Source organism: Vreelandella zhaodongensis, from assembly GCF_013415115.1.
GTDB classification, from domain to species: domain Bacteria; phylum Pseudomonadota; class Gammaproteobacteria; order Pseudomonadales; family Halomonadaceae; genus Vreelandella; species Vreelandella zhaodongensis.
Genome location: NZ_JACCDD010000005.1, coordinates 15,117 through 31,499, shown reverse-complemented (window position 1 = coordinate 31,499; position 16,383 = coordinate 15,117). Strand labels below are relative to the sequence as shown.

Annotated in this window: 18 protein-coding genes; 12 read left to right on the top strand and 6 right to left on the bottom strand. The window is 52.6% G+C overall.

What is annotated here, in order from left to right:
* Positions 1–9: 9 nt before the first annotated feature.
* From HZS79_RS09860 to HZS79_RS09850, 3 genes are all read right to left on the bottom strand, one after another.
* The gene (locus HZS79_RS09860; RefSeq protein WP_246311449.1) at positions 10–1,233 is read right to left on the bottom strand and encodes a putative porin; all 1,224 of its coding nucleotides are present in this window, start codon (positions 1,231–1,233) and stop codon (positions 10–12) included.
* A complete protein-coding gene (locus HZS79_RS09855; protein WP_238401445.1) occupies positions 1,214–1,729 on the bottom strand; it encodes a hypothetical protein in 516 nt (171 codons plus the stop codon). The genes HZS79_RS09860 and HZS79_RS09855 overlap by 20 nt, the downstream gene beginning before the upstream one ends.
* A gap of 417 nt (positions 1,730–2,146) precedes the next feature.
* Positions 2,147–3,082 carry a glycerophosphodiester phosphodiesterase gene (locus HZS79_RS09850; RefSeq protein WP_179927767.1) on the bottom strand — a complete coding sequence of 312 codons (936 nt, stop codon included), beginning with the start codon at positions 3,080–3,082 and terminating at the stop codon, positions 2,147–2,149.
* Between the two features lie 185 nt (positions 3,083–3,267).
* Here HZS79_RS09850 and HZS79_RS09845 point away from each other — a divergent pair, with 185 nt between their 5' ends.
* Both HZS79_RS09845 and HZS79_RS09840 read left to right on the top strand, forming a co-directional pair.
* Entirely contained in the window at positions 3,268–4,887 is a 1,620-nt protein-coding gene (locus tag HZS79_RS09845; protein WP_179927766.1) for a PQQ-dependent sugar dehydrogenase, read from the top strand.
* A 12-nt stretch (positions 4,888–4,899) separates the two neighbouring features.
* The gene (locus tag HZS79_RS09840; RefSeq protein ID WP_162218631.1) at positions 4,900–5,289 is read left to right on the top strand and encodes a VOC family protein; all 390 of its coding nucleotides are present in this window, start codon (positions 4,900–4,902) and stop codon (positions 5,287–5,289) included.
* A 48-nt stretch (positions 5,290–5,337) separates the two neighbouring features.
* Here HZS79_RS09840 and HZS79_RS09835 read toward each other — a convergent pair whose 3' ends face one another.
* The gene (locus HZS79_RS09835) at positions 5,338–6,207 is read right to left on the bottom strand and encodes a LysR family transcriptional regulator (RefSeq protein WP_162218630.1); all 870 of its coding nucleotides are present in this window, start codon (positions 6,205–6,207) and stop codon (positions 5,338–5,340) included.
* Positions 6,208–6,354: 147 nt separating this feature from the next.
* On the opposite strand from HZS79_RS09835, the gene HZS79_RS09830 reads away from it, so the two are divergent.
* Complete coding sequence (locus tag HZS79_RS09830; protein WP_179927765.1) at positions 6,355–7,587, top strand: YbfB/YjiJ family MFS transporter; 1,233 nt, start codon at positions 6,355–6,357, stop codon at positions 7,585–7,587.
* Positions 7,588–7,589: 2 nt separating this feature from the next.
* The gene (locus tag HZS79_RS09825; RefSeq protein WP_179927764.1) at positions 7,590–8,192 is read left to right on the top strand and encodes a glutathione S-transferase N-terminal domain-containing protein; all 603 of its coding nucleotides are present in this window, start codon (positions 7,590–7,592) and stop codon (positions 8,190–8,192) included.
* Positions 8,193–8,338: 146 nt separating this feature from the next.
* On the opposite strand, the gene HZS79_RS09820 is transcribed toward HZS79_RS09825, so the two are convergent.
* Positions 8,339–9,232: a LysR family transcriptional regulator gene (locus HZS79_RS09820; RefSeq protein WP_179927763.1), complete on the bottom strand. Its 894-nt coding sequence runs from the start codon at positions 9,230–9,232 to the stop codon at positions 8,339–8,341.
* 167 nt (positions 9,233–9,399) lie between these two features.
* Between HZS79_RS09820 and trpB the strand changes: the two genes are divergently transcribed.
* From trpB to HZS79_RS09780, 7 genes are all read left to right on the top strand, one after another.
* Positions 9,400–10,617, top strand: coding sequence for a tryptophan synthase subunit beta (gene trpB, locus HZS79_RS09815; protein WP_179927762.1), 1,218 nt, complete (start codon positions 9,400–9,402; stop codon positions 10,615–10,617).
* A gap of 20 nt (positions 10,618–10,637) precedes the next feature.
* Complete coding sequence (trpA, locus tag HZS79_RS09810) at positions 10,638–11,495, top strand: tryptophan synthase subunit alpha (RefSeq protein WP_179927761.1); 858 nt, start codon at positions 10,638–10,640, stop codon at positions 11,493–11,495.
* A 639-nt stretch (positions 11,496–12,134) separates the two neighbouring features.
* Positions 12,135–12,455 (top strand): hypothetical protein, encoded by a 321-nt coding sequence (locus tag HZS79_RS09800; protein ID WP_162220061.1) that lies wholly within the window; start codon positions 12,135–12,137, stop codon positions 12,453–12,455.
* Between the two features lie 79 nt (positions 12,456–12,534).
* Positions 12,535–12,999: a YpsA SLOG family protein gene (locus tag HZS79_RS09795; protein WP_179927760.1), complete on the top strand. Its 465-nt coding sequence runs from the start codon at positions 12,535–12,537 to the stop codon at positions 12,997–12,999.
* A gap of 23 nt (positions 13,000–13,022) precedes the next feature.
* Entirely contained in the window at positions 13,023–13,382 is a 360-nt protein-coding gene (locus tag HZS79_RS09790) for a VOC family protein (protein ID WP_162220063.1), read from the top strand.
* Between the two features lie 51 nt (positions 13,383–13,433).
* Positions 13,434–13,670, top strand: coding sequence for a helix-hairpin-helix domain-containing protein (locus HZS79_RS09785; RefSeq protein WP_162220064.1), 237 nt, complete (start codon positions 13,434–13,436; stop codon positions 13,668–13,670).
* Positions 13,671–13,703: 33 nt separating this feature from the next.
* Positions 13,704–14,597: a dihydrodipicolinate synthase family protein gene (locus HZS79_RS09780; RefSeq protein ID WP_179927759.1), complete on the top strand. Its 894-nt coding sequence runs from the start codon at positions 13,704–13,706 to the stop codon at positions 14,595–14,597.
* Between the two features lie 65 nt (positions 14,598–14,662).
* Here HZS79_RS09780 and HZS79_RS09775 read toward each other — a convergent pair whose 3' ends face one another.
* Positions 14,663–15,631, bottom strand: a complete 969-nt coding sequence (locus HZS79_RS09775; protein WP_179927758.1) for a zinc-binding metallopeptidase family protein — start codon at positions 15,629–15,631, stop codon at positions 14,663–14,665.
* A gap of 457 nt (positions 15,632–16,088) precedes the next feature.
* Between HZS79_RS09775 and HZS79_RS09770 the strand changes: the two genes are divergently transcribed.
* Positions 16,089–16,349, top strand: coding sequence for a hypothetical protein (locus HZS79_RS09770; protein ID WP_179927757.1), 261 nt, complete (start codon positions 16,089–16,091; stop codon positions 16,347–16,349).
* The last annotated feature ends 34 nt before the right edge of the window (positions 16,350–16,383 follow it).

The following is a 16,383-nucleotide window of genomic DNA, read 5'->3' as shown; positions in this document are numbered from 1 at the left end:
ATCTACCGTTTAAAAGCGCAGAGACAGTTGGAACAGCAGCATATTCCAGTGCCGGCTTGTCTCTGACGCGCTGGCATCAGTGTTCAGAGGAAGCCATCCTGTGCCGTCTACATGATGGTATTCACCTGCCAGCATAATATTTGGCCTGGGCATCCATTGAACGCCAACGGTAATATCATCGGCAAACTGTGAATGAGCAGGGCCCAGGCCACTCTGCTCATAAGCACTGCCTGAGCGATCGTTGCGGTCGTTGATTAAGCGATCAAAACGAACTAGCCACTGCCAGTCACTAGCAACACGCCGCGTATATTGCACATACCAGCTTTCGCCGGTTTTCTTCTGATCAATGCCAGGATTAAACCCATCAAGCTCAATCGTTCTTAACGCATATTCAGATGTTAAGCTCCAAAGTTCATGGTTGTACTGCAATGAAAAGACCCAGGGCAGGAACTGAAAACTACCATTATCCAGAGGCGGCTGTGAGCCTTGATAGTTGGCGTTGGCGCTAGCAGTGCTAACCGCCATCAAAAAGCGCCCGCTATTGTCTTCAAAACGCACCTGTCCAATGGCAGAAGAGCCCGCTTGTAATGTGCCAGGAAAGCGGTCAAGCCCCAGTGCGAGATCTACATCGTCTTCTATACGTGCTTTTCCTACTCCAGCCTGAAATCGAAAGACGCCCGCTTGAGTTCGTTCTTCGTGATAAAGGCTGGCTCCGTCTCCCGCCATGCCCAGTGAGCGAGTGCGGTCAAAGTAGATCGACTGAGGCAATAAAATGCTGGGGCGTGTGAAGGCCACGTCGCGGGTTTGGTTGTACAGACCAAAAGGATTTTTAAACCGACCTAGTTGTAAGCCTATCGTTCGCTGTTGATTCGACACCATCTGATAGTCAACAACGCCGTAATCCAGCGTTGGTATTGCATCGCTCGTTTCTCCTCCTGCGCGACGGCTAAGTACCTGCGCCGCAACCAGCAGGTTGGAGTGTGGCCGAATAGAGGCATTGAGCCCTAGTTCGGTATATTCCAGGCTACCGGCATTTTTGCTGCTATTACCAAAAAAGTTGTTGTCATCTGTGATAACAAGCGCTTGGCTCAGAAACCCATGCACCTGCAAAGTGTCCAGCATACTGTCGTTCGCCCAAGTAGGTGCAAACGGATAGATAGCCAGCAGGCTCACCCAAAACCACTTAGTGTGCTTGCATGCAATCGATATGCCTTCATTCCATTGAAATGACATGGACACTCTCATCAATATACTCCCTTTCAAGATAGCCCAGTGCGCCGGGGGTATTCGCTACTTTTTCACGCATTTCGAGCTGGTTACTAACGCGGTTGGGTGCTTGTCCCATGCCAGAGAACACCATGCGGTCCCAGGCGAGCTGCAATTGATGTGGATAGACAGCGAGCTGCTCTTTGGCAAAGCGAGCGTGGACAGGATCACGATTCGGCAGCACAAATACTTGTACTGCCTCTCCATCAGGCCACGTACGCTGACGCATAGCGAAAATGGCCCGCGTCGTATCACGGTTCAGCCAGCTAGTCGCTACCGTGGGGTGTGCCACCAGTCGTATCGCTGCATGCTGCTCGGGAGATTGAGCATTTGCTGGCCCAGCCATCAAAGCCAACATTAGTGCTGCTAATACCACAGTGCGAATAGCGCTAGGAATCAAACAAAAAAGCGGCATAGTGCGAATCTTAACCGATGCCTGTTGGATAGCAGGTTTATGAGCCATGCAGCCCGTGCCTGAGCTAAATATGCGTATAAGGTGATGACGCGTACTCCTCTTGAGTCTTTAGAGGCAATCTATTGTTTTAGCATTTCTTTTTATTAATGAGCTTGGCTTTTTCGTTCGCTGCTACACACGTTTAAAGCGGAGCGACATAATTTTCAAACCTACATCAATTCGGTTGAACTTGCCTGGAGCTGAATCAACGTAATCGCCCATGGCGAAAACGCAGGTGCTCTGTCAGTGCCATACAAAAAGTTTACCAATAATGATGCAGGGTGATTGCGATTGATGCGCCAAATAGATGTGCTCAACAGACTTACTTCGAGACTTGATGCCTGCTTGTCCGTACCGTTATCGCAAGTTCGACCAACGCGAAAACGCCCGGCTTTGGCCGGGCGTCAGAGCAGTTAACGAGAGGCATTACTCAACGAGTTCAAGCAACCGATCGGGGTAATCGGTAAACAAACCGTCGACGCCCCAATCGATCAAACGCTGCATATCGTCTGTTTCGTTGATTGTGTAAATATGCACCGGCAAACCGTTTGCTTGAGCCTGGCGCATAAAGTCCGCATCGATGACATCCTCGCCTTCATACGTCGCGTTAGTGCCGATACCTACGGCATACTCGGCAACTGCCTGGAAGTCTTCATCGGTGATTTGTGCTGGCCCCGGCGTAACATTGGTCCACTCTTTAAGCTGCGTGTCATCTTCCTCATCGGTGTGGTACCAGACTAACTGAATGAGCGGCACGTTCTCATTGAGCTCACGCATCTTGAGCAGGCTATCCTGCTCGAAGGACTGCACAAGTACCCGACCATTTTCAATCATATCGTGGGCTTCTAAGGTCTCTACCAGTGCCTCTTCCAACCCTGGGTTAAGGTGGGGCGATTTGGTCTCAATGTAATATCGGGTTTCATTGCCAAACCGTTCAAACAGGTCGTCTAACGTGAGAATCTGAGCGCCTTCAAAGGCGGCATCAGCTTTATCAGCATTGGCTTCATTGAACCACGTGCCGATATCCAGCGCCTTGAGCTCTTCCAGGGTGTAATCATTGATCTTGCCTTCACCGTCACTCGTGCGGTCAATCGCATCATCATGAAACGCCACTAACTCGCCGTCGGATGTGATTTGAATGTCCAGCTCTAAGTAATCGACACCCCATTCATGCGCTAGCTCATAAGCGGCCATGGTGCTTTCCGGTGCATGGCCGCTTGCTCCTCGGTGAGCGATCACTTGGAACGATTCCAGATCTTTTAGCTGCTGCTCCAGTGGCGAGGTTTCTGCCTGCGCAATGGTGGCGGTAGCACCTGCGAAAAGACCCAGTGACATAGCGACAATCAACGGATGACGTTGCATAGGAATTCCTTAATTGAATGGTTGTTCAATTATCCTACATGCCCCAATGCCTAAATGACAAACGCACACCCCCATGGCATGGCCGTCAGTATCGAATCATAAAGCAGGGAAGGCACAGGTCTGGCGACTTTCTTAATGTGCCTTCACTACCTATGCTTTATATCTACTTCTAGTGAGATTCCGTCATGACACAACAGCCAAGCTGGGTAATGGTAATTCTGCGCTTTCTAATTGCGTTGCTGGTTGGCGTCGTGCTGGGCAGCATTGTGCAAACCCAGTTCAATTTGGCGGCGCTTCAGTCGATGGGGGTGGAAATACCGCTAGGGCTAAGAATTGTCTCGACGCGGGAGGACTTGATTCACTTTGGACCTGTGTATGCCGTGCTGTTTTCGGTGGGATTCGTGCTTTCTCAAGCAGCTGCCATGCTGGTATCTCGCTGGATAGGTAGAAAGTGGCTGGCACCGTTATGTGCTGGCGCTGGAGCGATAGGGCTTCTAATAACGCTGCTACTGGTGAACCGCATTGCGCCAATGCCTACCCTGATTGCCGCTACTCGCGAAACGACGGGGTTACTGGCCATGCTAGTGACTGCAGGTATCGCTGGTTTGCTGTTTGGTTTGCTATGCAGTCAAACCGCTAGCAGTGCCAGCTTACGTGGGTTTGCCAGCATGACGTTGGCCGTGGGAGGAGTCGGCCTATCTGGCTATTTTCATGAAGCACAAGCTCAGTCTCAGTCCGCGTCCGCAAGTGAGCTGCCGTACCGCATTGAAACTGTTGCCGAAGGGCTGGAGCACCCATGGTCGCTAGCGTTTCTGCCCGATGGGAGAATGTTGGTCACTGAGCGCCCTGGGAGGCTGCGGCTGTTAAGTGCCGAAGGCGATACTCTGGTGGAGTCACTGAGTGGCTTGCCGCCGGTATATGCTTCTGGGCAGGCGGGACTATTTGAGGTGCTGCTTTCCCCTCAGTTTGAGCAGAACCAGCAACTCTTCATCAGCTATGCTTGCGGTGACTGGGATGCTAATCACACATGTCTTGCCTATGGAACGTTGACTGATAGCGGTCTGGAAGCGGTCACTGAAATATTCCGTATGAAGCCCGCCAAACATGGCGATGCCCATTATGGTGGGAGGTTGGCTTGGCTACCCGACGATACCTTGATGCTTACCCTGGGCGATGGGTTTGACTACCGCGAGCAGGCGCAGAGTCTAAAGAATCATATTGGCAGCATCGTGCGTTTAAATGCTGATGGCAGTGTACCCGACGATAATCCTTTGGTTGGCCGTGAGGATGCCCAGTCGGAAATTTACAGCTATGGCCACCGCAATGTACAGGGGCTAGTTTTTGATGAAAATAATCAACGCCTTATTGCCCATGAGCATGGCCCTCGTGGTGGTGATGAGCTGAATATCATTGAAGTAGGTGCGAATTACGGCTGGCCCATTGCCACAGGGGGATTGGACTACACCGGTGCAAGGGTGACGCCATTCAGCGAGTACCCAGGCACCGTGTCGCCTATTCTTGAATGGACACCCTCCATCGCTCCCTCTGGTATGGCGCTTTATAATGGCGAGCTATTCCCATTGTGGCGGGGCGACTTGTTAATAGGTGCGCTAGTCAATAAAGAAGTGCGACGCGTACGCTTATCAGATGATGGGGCTCACGCGGAAGACGTGGAGGGCTTGTTTGGGGAGCTTGAGGAGCGCATAAGAGATGTGCGTATAGGTCCCGAGGGTGCCGTTTACCTTCTCACCGATAGCCCCGAGGGCAGGGTGCTTCGGGTGTTACCCCAGGAAAACAGAACATAAGAGGTGGCGATAATGATTGCTTACACCATGGTAGGCACGAATAACTTAGAGCGCGCTCTTCACTTTTATGCTCCTCTGTTCAATACAATGGGTCTGGACGTGTGTTGGCAAAACGATGTTTGTGTTTCGTTCGGTGACCCCGATGATGTCAACGTACCAAGATTTTTCGTTGGCTACCCCTTTGATGGCCATAATGCCTGCGTGGGAAATGGCACTATGACTGCCTTTCAGTTCATCGACCCGAAAGAGGTAGATGCGCTCTATCAACTAGCCATGCATAACGGCGGCCGCGATGAAGGTCCACCAGGATACCGCCCGCAGTATGGTGAAGGCTTTTATGCGGCATACGTACGAGACCCTGACGGCAATAAGCTGGCGTTTGTGGTCTATCCTCACCGGTAATTCCGTCTACCTGTTTTGTAGAAATCCTCATGTGGGTGGGAAAGTCCTCTATACCTTGGCCTCCTGGCGTAACGTATCGACAAAGCGTGCTAAAGCGGGAGACCAAGTGGCGGGTTCTGGTGTGACAAAGTAAGTGTCAATGTTGGCAATATCTGAGGGCAGTTCCATCGTGTGAATACCGAAGCGGTGCCGGTGTGCCTCAACGGTAATGCGTGGCAGCACAGTGTAGCCCATCCCCGCGGCGACGCAGCCAAGCATGGCATCTAGCGTGCCAAATTCAAAAACACGAACCGCATTAATTCCCTGAGATGCCAGCAGCAATTCAATACGTTGGCGATAACTACACCCCTGGCGAAACGCCAGAAAGGTTGCTGTCAGTAATTCTTCAGAGCTGGGTACGCTTGCCATGGGGGTTGGGCTTACCAGCACAAGCTGCTCGCTAAAGACCTTGAGCGAATGATAGCGATGATGATCGATAGCGCCTGCCACGAATACGCCATCCGCCTGTCCGGCCATGAGTTTCTCGATCAGGCTGGCGGTGGGGCCGGTCGACAGCGTCATATCAACGTCAGGGAAGTTAGCATGATAGGCCGCCAGTATCGGGGGGAGACGCAGTGCCATGGTGGTTTCCATCGACCCTAAGCGCAGCTGACCAGCGGCGTTCTCTGGGCTTTTAAATAGTGCTAACGCTTCATCATGAACCGCCAGCAACCGTTCCGCGTAATCCAGTAATGCCAGCCCGGCAGAGGTAAGACGCACGCCACCAGCGCGATGAACCAACTGCGCGCCTAACTCTTCCTCAAGCTTTTTAATATGGGTGGTCACGTTAGATTGCACCGTGTGCAGTTGCTTCGCAGCGGCCATAAAACTGCCGGTTTCAGCCACGGCCATCAACAACCGCAACGATTTCAACTGCATTCCCATCTCCTTTAGGTATCTTTTATCTCAAAATGAGATAGCTACTATCATTATAAATCGTTTTTAAAGAATTGCTGGTGTGCGTAGGCTACTAGCAAATACGCCCGTCGCCAATCTTGCCGCACAGCGATTCAGTAAGGACGCAACATGATCAACAGTAAAGATTTGCCTGCCCTGGTTACCGGCGTGATGGCAACCTTGGCAGGAATAGGCATCGCCCGCTTTGCCTACACACCGCTATTACCGGCGCTGATTCAAGAGGGATGGTTTACCGCCAGCCAAGGGGCTTACCTGGGGGCCGCCAATCTTTTGGGCTACTTTATCGGTGCGCTTTCTGCTCACGCGCTGAGTGAGCGCTTTCCAGTTCGCGCAGTGTTGGCGGCAAGTTTCGTGGCGATTGCTCTGAGCTTTTTTCTCTGTGCTGGGGCTGGCAGTTTCAGTTGGTTCCTCTTTTGGCGATTAGTCTCAGGTATTGCTGGCGCTATTCTCATGGTGGTTGGCCCATCGATGGCTCTGTCGGCAACACCCCCTGAAAGGCGAGCCGGTGTCGGTGCACTGGTTTTTACTGGCATTGGTCTTGGTGCACTGCTTTCAGCATCGGTAGTGCCTATGCTTTTGGAATTAAGCCTAACAGCGACTTGGGGGGCGCTTGGTCTGCTCTGCATCTTGGCGGGGTTGGTAGGTGTCCGTGGTGTCGTGCGACTGGCTTCACCCCCGGTGACAGGTAACGAAGGGGCGGAGAGTCAGAAAGGGTATGCAGGGGTAAAGGTCGCCGTGCTACTGGTAATTGGTGCGTATGCCCTGGACGCCATCGGGTTTGTTCCGCATACCGTATTTTGGGTGGATTATCTTGCCAGGGAAAATGCGCTAGGCAATCAAGCGGCTTCTCTACAGTGGGGCATTTTCGGCTTGGGTGCCGTGTGCGGGCCGCTAATGGTAGGAGCATTGGCGCGACAAGTGGGCTGGCACCATGGCCTAACCATCGCCTTTTTAGCCAAGGCTGCCGCTGTATCCCTACCCGTATTTTCTCTCGCACTTGTTAGCCAGTCAGTTTCCTCGTTTGTGGTGGGCGCGATGATCCCTGGCATTGTGGCGTTGACCTCTGGGCGTCTTGCTGAATTAGTCGGCCCCACCGCCCACAAAAAGCTCTGGGGGAAAGCCACTGCCGCCTTCGCTGCCGCTCAGGCGCTTTCTGGCTACGCGATGTCCTGGCTATATGTGGCGTGGGGCACGTATTCACCGCTATTTGTGGTTAGTGGCTTGATGTTGGTAGGCGGCTTTTTTCTGGTGCTGCTTAGCCGTGGCGTGGAGCAGCGTCATGCTCCTCTCTCTACTGTTCCTCTCACTACTGTTTCTCTCACTACTAAGAAACGGAGGTAATAATGCAGCTTTTCCTGAACGCAACCTCACCCTATGCGCGCCTAGCGCGGATTATCTTGCTGGAGAAAGATCTGCTGGATGAGGTTACCTTGCGCTGGTGCGACCCCTGGGCAGATGACAAAGCGCTGCTAGAAGTTAATCCCGCTGGGCGAATTCCTGCGCTAGTGACTAATGATGGCACGACACTTAGCGAGTCGATGCTAATGGCTGTTTACCTTGATAGTGTCAGCTCTCACGTGCCCATGTTGCCAGCCTCCCATTTGGCTGATGTGCTGCATTTGGCGGGGCTTGGTCAAAACCTAATGGACGCCGCCTTCACAACGGTTATCGCTAGAAAACACTATGGCACTGAGATTGATCAAAGTGAGCTTGGGCGCAGGCGTCGGCGGGCTATCCAGCGCATAACACAGCAGCTCGACAGCGAGCTCCACGAAAGTCAGCTGGCGCCGTCGATTACTCTTGGTGAAATTGCCTGCGCTGTTGCGCTAGATTACTTGGCCTTCAGGCTGCCAGAAGTGCACTGGAAGGAAGCGTACCCACAGCTCAAAGCATGGCATGCCGCAGTAATTGCTAGGGATAGTTTTCAACAGACAGCATTTATGTAGCCGCCACCGCGAGTGCGCTGACGCCGCGCAACAATATATTAAAGTTCAATGGCTTGGGTTCTGTAGCGTGGCGTAACGAATCTTGCGAGGGACGAGCAAATGAGACACCCGCGAATAGAGGCGCAGCCTCCCGGTAAGGCTGGGGGTCACTCGTTAAGCGCCTGCTTAAACCACTCTGCCAGCGGCTCGCTGCGGCGAACGTTGGCGTGTTTAGGTAGTAACAGGCAGAGCCGCGCGGGCGTTTCGATACTTCCCCACGGGGCAATTAGCCTCCCGCTGCTCAAATCATCCTCTACCAACAGTTTGGGTGCAATGGCGACTCCCAAACCGGCCACTGCTGCTTCAATCAAATAGTAAAGATGGGCAAAGCCTTGACCTTGTTGAAGGGCGTCCTCCAATGCACGTTGCTCCAGCCCTTTAGCATTGGCCCACTGCGGCCAGGCCTGAGGCCGCGAAGCGGTCACTAACAGCTTGTTAGCAAACAGCGATGCCGGTTTGGCGGAATCGATTTGCGCTGCCAGCGCTGGGCTCACCACTGCACAAATCTGTTCGGACATCAGCGGTATAACCGCCATATCAGCAGGCCAGGGCGGTTCAGTAAACGCCAGTGTGGCGCTGGCATCACTAGGCTTACCGAGCTGTTCGGTGTCACTCACCACCACCTGCAATTTTAGTTCGGGTAGCTCACGGTGAAGGCGATCAAGCCGAGGAATCAACCAACGCGCTAGCAGGCTGCCAGGGCAAGCCAGGGTAAAGGGCGTCTCTTCCACCTCATGCTTGAGCGCTGCGCAACTATCACGCAGTCGTGAGAACGCCTCGCCCACGCCGCTTTGCAACTGCTCACCGTGGTGAGTCAGCACCAACCCACGCCCCACTTTGGCAAATAGCGCCACACCAAAATGTTCATCCAGACTTTTTAACTGGCGGCTAACCGCACCATGGGTAACGTTGAGCTCATTTGCTGCAGCGGTCACGCTGCCCAGCCGAGCAGTCGCTTCAAAGGCACGCAGGGCGCTTAACGGTGGCATGCTGTGTTGCATAGTTTTTCCTGCATAGTTTTTCCTGCATAGCTTTTCCTGCATGGTTTGTGCTGTGTTAACAGTTGACTATATCTCACATGTTGCAGCCATCTTATCGATTTTTATCCCCGACTGCCTGCGCTACCTTCAATGCATTCCAAAATTCTATACCGCACTCAGAGGTCGTGATGAACCAATTCGTGAACCTGCCCGATGCCAACGGACTATTTGGCAGCTTCGGCGGCCGCTTTGTCGCTGAAACGCTCATGCCGCTCATTTTAGAGCTGCAAGACGAATACGCCGCCGCTAAAAATGACCCCGAATTTCAGCGCCAGCTCGCCTACTTCCAAGGGGATTATGTGGGGAGGCCAAGCCCGCTCTACTTCGCTGAAAGGCTGACCGAACACTTCGGCGGGGCGAGTATTTATCTCAAGCGCGAAGAGCTAAACCACACCGGCGCGCACAAAATTAACAACTGCATCGGCCAAGTACTGCTGGCCAAGCAAATGGGCAAAAAGCGCATCATTGCGGAAACCGGCGCCGGTATGCACGGCGTGGCCACCGCCACGGTGGCGGCGCGTTTTGGCTTGCCTTGTGTTATCTACATGGGCGCGACCGACATTGAACGCCAGCAGCCTAACGTGTTCCGCATGAAGTTACTGGGGGCTGAGGTGATTCCTGTTACCTCCGGCACCGGCACACTCAAAGACGCCATGAACGAAGCGCTGCGAGACTGGGTAACCAATGTCGATGACACCTTCTACATTATTGGTACCGTGGCTGGGCCACACCCGTACCCCGCTATGGTGCGCGATTTTCAAGCGGTGATTGGTCATGAAACCCGCAGCCAAATGCTCGAAAAGCAGAGTCGTCTGCCGGATTCATTAGTGGCCTGCATTGGTGGCGGCTCAAATGCTCTAGGGCTATTTTACCCGTTTCTAAACGACCCAGACGTGAAGATGATTGGCGTTGAAGCGGGCGGCAAAGGCGTTAAAAGCGGCCTGCATGCAGCCAGCTTGAACGGCGGCACGCCAGGAGTGCTTCACGGCAACCGCACCTACCTACTGCAAAACGAGGATGGCCAGATTATTGATGCCCACTCAATTTCAGCGGGGTTGGATTACCCCGGTATCGGCCCAGAACACGCATGGCTCCACGAGCAGGGGCGGGTAGAGTACGTTTCCGCCACCGACGACGAAGCACTCGAAGCTTTCCAGATCTGCTGCCGCCAGGAAGGCATTATTCCCGCCCTTGAAACAGCCCATGCTCTGGCCGAAGTGGCCAAGCGTGCACCGACGTTGCCCCGCGATCACCTAATGGTGATCAACCTAAGTGGGCGGGGTGATAAAGATATGATGAGCGTGGCCCATCACCTGGGCGACAAATTTGGCGTTAAAAACCCATGAGCGTGCACAAGGAGCTTTCCATGAATAATCCTTCTCGCCTTGAGCACTGTTTTGCAGCGCTCAAACAACAAAATCGCCCAGCCCTGGTCAGCTACCTTACCGCTGGGGATCCAGATGCCGACACCTCACGCCGTCTGCTGCGTGGGCTACCCGAGGCAGGAGTGGATATCATCGAGCTTGGCATGCCGTTCAGTGATCCCATGGCCGATGGTCCCGCGATTCAAAAAGCCGCGCTACGTGCCCTGGAAGGCGGTCAAACTCAAGCTAAAACGCTAGAGATGGTGCGCAGTTTCCGCGAACAGAACAGCACCACGCCGATCGTACTGATGGGCTACTACAACCCGATTTATTGTTACGGCGTTGAGCGTTTTCTTACCGATGCCGCCAGGGTTGGGGTAGATGGCCTGATTGTGGTGGATCTACCTCCAGAGCACGATGAAGAGCTCTGCCAGCCGGCGGCCCAGCATGGCATTGATTTTATTCGCCTAGCAACGCCGACGACTGATGCCAAACGGTTGCCCAAAGTGCTGGGTAACGCCTCTGGATTTATCTACTACGTATCTGTCGCGGGCGTAACGGGCGGCAGCGCACCCACACCGGAGCGTTTAGAAAGTGCGGTGAATGATCTACGAAAACACACCGAGCTACCTATTGCCGTTGGGTTTGGGATTCGCACTGCCGAGCAAGCCGCCACCATTGGTCGCTTCAGCGATGCGGTGGTGGTCGGCTCCGCGCTTGTTGACTGTATCGAACATGCCAACACGCCAGATGAAGCCGTTGAACGAGTACATGGCTTAGTCAGTGAACTGGCAGAAAGTGTCAGGGTGTGCCGAGAGGAGGGCTACAAACAGCTTCAGGTGGATACCGTTACATACTAATAGACAAAAAAAAGAACTAATATAAGGGCTATATAGAGCACTTAACATAGCCCTTATAGGAACCTAGGAAACCTCTGATTAACTATTACGCTTGGCCATACTGCGTTAAAAATCGCCTCGTGCGCGAGTCCGATCAAAATGCTCATTTACAACCCGTAAACTCGAACGCGAGCCCGGTCCTTTTTTCGTTAATTTTTGCCTTGTCTGGCCTGCGCTCATTACATTAACCAGAGGCTCCCTAGTATTCACCGAGTATTAGCAGATTTTTCGGTAAGTAACTCTGAGCTGAAGAAAAATCCATCGTCGTTGCTTGCCCAGACCAGTAGCTCCCCTATTACCGTACTGAACCACAATAAACCAAACCAGCAGCTTATCTCATTCCCGCTGAAACCTATGCAGCCATGATGGATATGTTGGAAGACCTCGAACTGGCTAAATTGGTGTATGAACGCCGACATTAAAGTAATCGGCGATTGATCGTCTAGACTATAAATTGAAAACGACTACGCAATGTTAGTTTGTAAATAATGTTCATTTTTGAGTGCTTGTAGCCACCCCTTACCGCAGGCATTATCACCGCTCACGGTTGCCTGCCGAAGGCGGCAACCATAAGGCTTTAGTCACCCTGGGGGGAATCGAATGGGAAAGCTTTTTTCACTGATCGTACTACTGGCAATTGGCTACGTGGGCATCTATATCTATTACGGAGTCGCTGTAAAACAAGAAGTGCAGCAGCAGCTAAATGATCGCGGCCTGTCTTCGGTAAGTGTTGATAACGTTGAGTATGGTGTATTCGCGCCTATTAGCACCTCTGCCGAGCTGACAGTGACCGTCACCTATCGCGGTTCGCAGGCAGCCGTGAACATGGTGGTAGAAGGGCACCCAGTGTTTTCTGACGACGTAAGTGTTGAGTTCGATGGTCTTCAAGCGCTGCGCTTGGGAATAGGCTTCGGGCAGTAGATTTCACAACGCTTGTTTTCAATTACTAACACCATGTGGCAGTGCGTTTGCCACTCGGTCAGAGGCACGTGACTAACCTATGCTTTCCAAAATTATAAGTGGCGGTCAAACAGGCGCTGATAGGGCAGCACTAGATGCTGCATTAACGCTGAACTTCCCCATCGGCGGTACTTGCCCCGTAGGCAGAATGGCCGAAGACGGGCCGATGAGTAGCGTCTACACTCTCGAAGAAGTGAGCGGCGATTACCGTCAGCGCAACCATCAAAATGTACAGAACGCGGATGGCACCGCCATCTTCTATGCGTCTTATCTTCAAGGGGGAACAGAAGCCACCGCACTCTTCTGCATTCAGCAATCAAAGCCCTATAAACTGATTGATATTGAGCTGATAGACCCGCTTCATGCCGCGATGCTGCTAGCCGACTTTGTGCACGATCACCACATTACCGTGCTGAACGTGGCAGGCTCAAGAGCCAGCACTTGTCCAGTCATGTACGATTATGTCAAGCAAGCGGTTGAGCTGGTTATTAAGCAGTCACGTTAGACTAAGCTTAAAGGAACAAGCCGATGCACCAGCATGAAAAACTTAATTACGTAGAGTTCGCAGCGAAAGAGTTAGCGGCGACAAAAACGTTTTTCACGGCGGTGTTTGGCTGGGAGTTTGTCGATTACGGCCCTGAATACGCAGCGTTTTCTAACCAAGGGTTAGATGGCGGCTTTTATCATTCAGATGCCTGCAACCGAACTGCTAATGGCGGTGCATTGTTGGTGTTTTACAGCGCAGATATAAACGCAACGCTCAGTAAAGTAAAGAAAAACGGTGGTGAGGTCATTCAGCCTATTTTCGAATTTCCAGGCGGCTTTCGTTTCCACTTCCTAGAACCCAGTGGCAATGAGTTTGCTGTTTGGTCAGAGGTGCGCACATAAAGTGCCAATATCGTTTTACCCTTCTTAAAATAGGTAAAGAGGATGACATAAGTGGCCTTTACTGATGCTGAAAGGGATGCACTTTTGAGTGTCAAAGGCGTAGGCCCCACCGTTCTTAAGCGTTTTGAAGAGGTTGGTATCGACTCATTCAGCGAGCTTGCCGAGTGCCAAGTAGATGAGATAGCAGAAATGGTGGCTGCTATGCTGCACACAACCTGCTGGAAAAACAGCCCGCAAGCAAAGGCAGCTATTTCTGCCGCTATTGCCAGAGCGCAAGAAGGGTTATAAAACTGGGAAGACATTTCATTAGGATCATTCACTATGTTCACCGGTCTGAGCGCATTTCCACTAACTCCCATGAACGAGCAGGGCATTCATAAGCATGAGTTTACTCGTTTGGTGGAGCGCCTGGTGGAAGCACGGGTGGACTCAATTGGCGTGCTGGGGTCGACGGGCAGCTACGCTTATTTGAGTGGTGAAGAACGCGCCCGTGTTGCCAAGCTTTGCGTTGAGCATGCTGCTGACGTGCCAGTGGTGGTGGGCATAGGCGCGCTACGCACCCGCGATGTGCTGGTCAATGCCGAAAATGCCCAGAAAGCTGGGGCAAGTGGCGTATTGCTGGCACCGGTTTCCTATCAAAAGCTTACCGAGGATGAGGTATTTAGCCTTTTCGAGACGGTTTGTCGTTCGCTGAGCGTGCCACTATGTGTCTATGACAACCCTGGCACTACGCACTTTGAATTTAGTGAGGAACTGCATGGGCGCATCTCCCAACTGCCCCAGGTTCGTTCGATTAAAATTCCCCCAGTGCAGAATGATATAGCCGCCGCACAGGCGCGCGTGGCACGGCTGCGCGGATTGATTTCCAACGACGTGACAATCGGCATTAGCGGCGACCCAGCCGCTGCCACGGGGCTACTTGCTGGCTGCGATGCTTGGTACTCAGTGATTGGTGGGCTATACCCTGACACTGCGCTGGCGCTAACCCGTGCCGCCCAAACGGGAGATGAGCAACACGCCAATGGGCTTTCCGCTGCGCTTGAACCGTTATGGGCACTCTACCGGGACTTCGGCGGCAGCCTGCGAGTAGCCGCTACTATTGCAGAACTTACCGGAAAAGTAAGCCAGCCTTGTTTGCCCCAGCCATTACAAACGCTGCAGGGCGATGCGCGGAAAAGGGTGGCAGCAGCGATTGACGCGCTTGAGCTAAGCTAAAGCGTTGAAGAATGGCCAGCCCTGGGAAATGCGCTGCTTTCCCCAGGGCCAGTTGCAAATGCGAATTAAAGCCCTTGAGCACCGCGCCGCAACCAATTATGCACGAAGGCTAGCTTGCGCATTGCCGGATCGGAAAGCACAAACGGATAAAGATCCGAAAGCCCCATCGAGCGGTTCACATGGTTAACACCGGCGACTAATGATGCCGCAATGTGGATCAGGCGCTCAGCATCCGGTTCTGCGTAAGCATCCCAACCATAGGTGTTGGGCAAGGCTGGAGAGGTCATACCCGCCGACACAAAGCTATCGGTGATATCGGTCAGGTGCAGCAGGTGCGAGGTAGTTTCCGCCCAATCTTCATGGGGGTGGGAGGACGCATAGGTGGAAAGAAAACGCTGCCGCCAATCCGCAGGTGGGCCATTGTGATAATAGTGCTGCAACGCTGCTGGGTAATCCTCCCGCTCATCGCCAAACATCTCACGAAACTCATCAAGAAAGTCATCCCGTAAGCTCAGCCGCCACCACAGCATATGGGCGATTTCATGGCGCATATGGCCAATCATTGTGCGGTAAGGCTCTGCCAATGCCTCTTTGCGGGTCGTGCGCAGCACTGCATCCGCTTCCGCGACACTGATGGTCACTACGCCACCCACATGCCCCATGGGCACCGGCGTTCCTCCTTCCGCCAGCATATGAAATATCGGCGGTGTACCGGGGTCTTCTGGGCGAAACCAGTTCCAACGGCCAAGGTTATCGATCACCCAGCGCTTCGCCGCCTCCGTTTGTGCCCAGTTGGGCATGGCATCAGCAATAGAAGGATCTGGTGCAAGGGCAGTCATTGCGCAGGCACGGCAGAATTCACCTTGCTTAGGCGCAATCCAGTTGCAACCGATCACTTCGCGGTTGGCACAATAGGGTGGCATCGGCAGAAAGGCGCGCGCTTGCGGGTCGTAAGCCACAGGAACGCCGTCGGCGGTCACCAAATTATCAAACCAGAGTGAACCGGCACCGACCGGATTAGAAAACACACGCATAGGTCGGTAACTCAAAAGAAATGAGCTTTCAGTCTAGGAGCCGAGGCGCGGATAAGCGAATCACATCTACCTTCATTTCTGCGTGGTTGGGAAAAGCAGGATAGGAGGTGGCTGTAGTTTTGCGGTAAGGTCGTAGCCCGCAACTGTTTAAGGGTATCCAGAGGATAAAGAGTGGTGTAAAAATAGCCAGTTAGGTAGCTTCAATAATACGTATGGTCGATAAGCAATAGGCTGATAGTGTCCGCAGGTAGTTAGATGGCACTCGAGAGGCTGAGGTGGCTAGTGGTTCAGTTAAAAGAAGTATTTGTTGGTCAATAAGTAACATCTGAGGTATGAGTGCTGCTTTCCCTCTAGAGTGAAAGCAGAGCGAGCTGTTTCGGTTTAAATGAACTTCTAGAGGGGCAATGGGCTCGTTACAAGTTGGAGAGGAATGGTTTAATGCTAAAGAGATTGAGTGATGAATGATGCACTTAGCAGGCTAGCTGAAATCATAGCCGAGCTTCTAAAGTTGCTCGTTATGGTGCTGCTTATCCAGATTGTATTTTTTAATCTGGGGCGCCTATCCCTCTGGTTTCTCACTATTGGTCGATACCCAAGAGGAGCGTTAACTCAGCGGGATGTCAATTGGGTTACCATTTTTGGTTTTATTACCTTTGTGATGTTTGTTCTTGCTATGGGCTTTTATAATGCATCCTTTGGTGCGCATTCGATGACATAACAGATATTTGCTGGCGTACGGCCCATGCAGCTTT

What these genes read in the sequence shown, in the direction of transcription:
- trpA (WP_179927761.1), top strand. Translation starts at nt 10,638, where the DNA reads ATGAATAATCCTTCTCGCCTTGAGCACTGTTTTGCAGCGCTCAAACAA.
- HZS79_RS09830 (WP_179927765.1), top strand. Translation starts at nt 6,355, where the DNA reads ATGATCAACAGTAAAGATTTGCCTGCCCTGGTTACCGGCGTGATGGCA.
- HZS79_RS09800 (WP_162220061.1), top strand. Translation starts at nt 12,135, where the DNA reads ATGGGAAAGCTTTTTTCACTGATCGTACTACTGGCAATTGGCTACGTG.
- HZS79_RS09790 (WP_162220063.1), top strand. Translation starts at nt 13,023, where the DNA reads ATGCACCAGCATGAAAAACTTAATTACGTAGAGTTCGCAGCGAAAGAG.
- HZS79_RS09860 (WP_246311449.1), bottom strand. Translation starts at nt 1,233, where the DNA reads ATGTCATTTCAATGGAATGAAGGCATATCGATTGCATGCAAGCACACT.
- HZS79_RS09850 (WP_179927767.1), bottom strand. Translation starts at nt 3,082, where the DNA reads ATGCAACGTCATCCGTTGATTGTCGCTATGTCACTGGGTCTTTTCGCA.
- HZS79_RS09795 (WP_179927760.1), top strand. Translation starts at nt 12,535, where the DNA reads ATGCTTTCCAAAATTATAAGTGGCGGTCAAACAGGCGCTGATAGGGCA.
- HZS79_RS09780 (WP_179927759.1), top strand. Translation starts at nt 13,704, where the DNA reads ATGTTCACCGGTCTGAGCGCATTTCCACTAACTCCCATGAACGAGCAG.
- HZS79_RS09845 (WP_179927766.1), top strand. Translation starts at nt 3,268, where the DNA reads ATGACACAACAGCCAAGCTGGGTAATGGTAATTCTGCGCTTTCTAATT.
- trpB (WP_179927762.1), top strand. Translation starts at nt 9,400, where the DNA reads ATGAACCAATTCGTGAACCTGCCCGATGCCAACGGACTATTTGGCAGC.
- HZS79_RS09855 (WP_238401445.1), bottom strand. Translation starts at nt 1,729, where the DNA reads ATGGCTCATAAACCTGCTATCCAACAGGCATCGGTTAAGATTCGCACT.
- HZS79_RS09770 (WP_179927757.1), top strand. Translation starts at nt 16,089, where the DNA reads ATGAATGATGCACTTAGCAGGCTAGCTGAAATCATAGCCGAGCTTCTA.
- HZS79_RS09840 (WP_162218631.1), top strand. Translation starts at nt 4,900, where the DNA reads ATGATTGCTTACACCATGGTAGGCACGAATAACTTAGAGCGCGCTCTT.
- HZS79_RS09775 (WP_179927758.1), bottom strand. Translation starts at nt 15,631, where the DNA reads ATGCGTGTGTTTTCTAATCCGGTCGGTGCCGGTTCACTCTGGTTTGAT.
- HZS79_RS09820 (WP_179927763.1), bottom strand. Translation starts at nt 9,232, where the DNA reads ATGCAACACAGCATGCCACCGTTAAGCGCCCTGCGTGCCTTTGAAGCG.
- HZS79_RS09825 (WP_179927764.1), top strand. Translation starts at nt 7,590, where the DNA reads ATGCAGCTTTTCCTGAACGCAACCTCACCCTATGCGCGCCTAGCGCGG.
- HZS79_RS09835 (WP_162218630.1), bottom strand. Translation starts at nt 6,207, where the DNA reads ATGCAGTTGAAATCGTTGCGGTTGTTGATGGCCGTGGCTGAAACCGGC.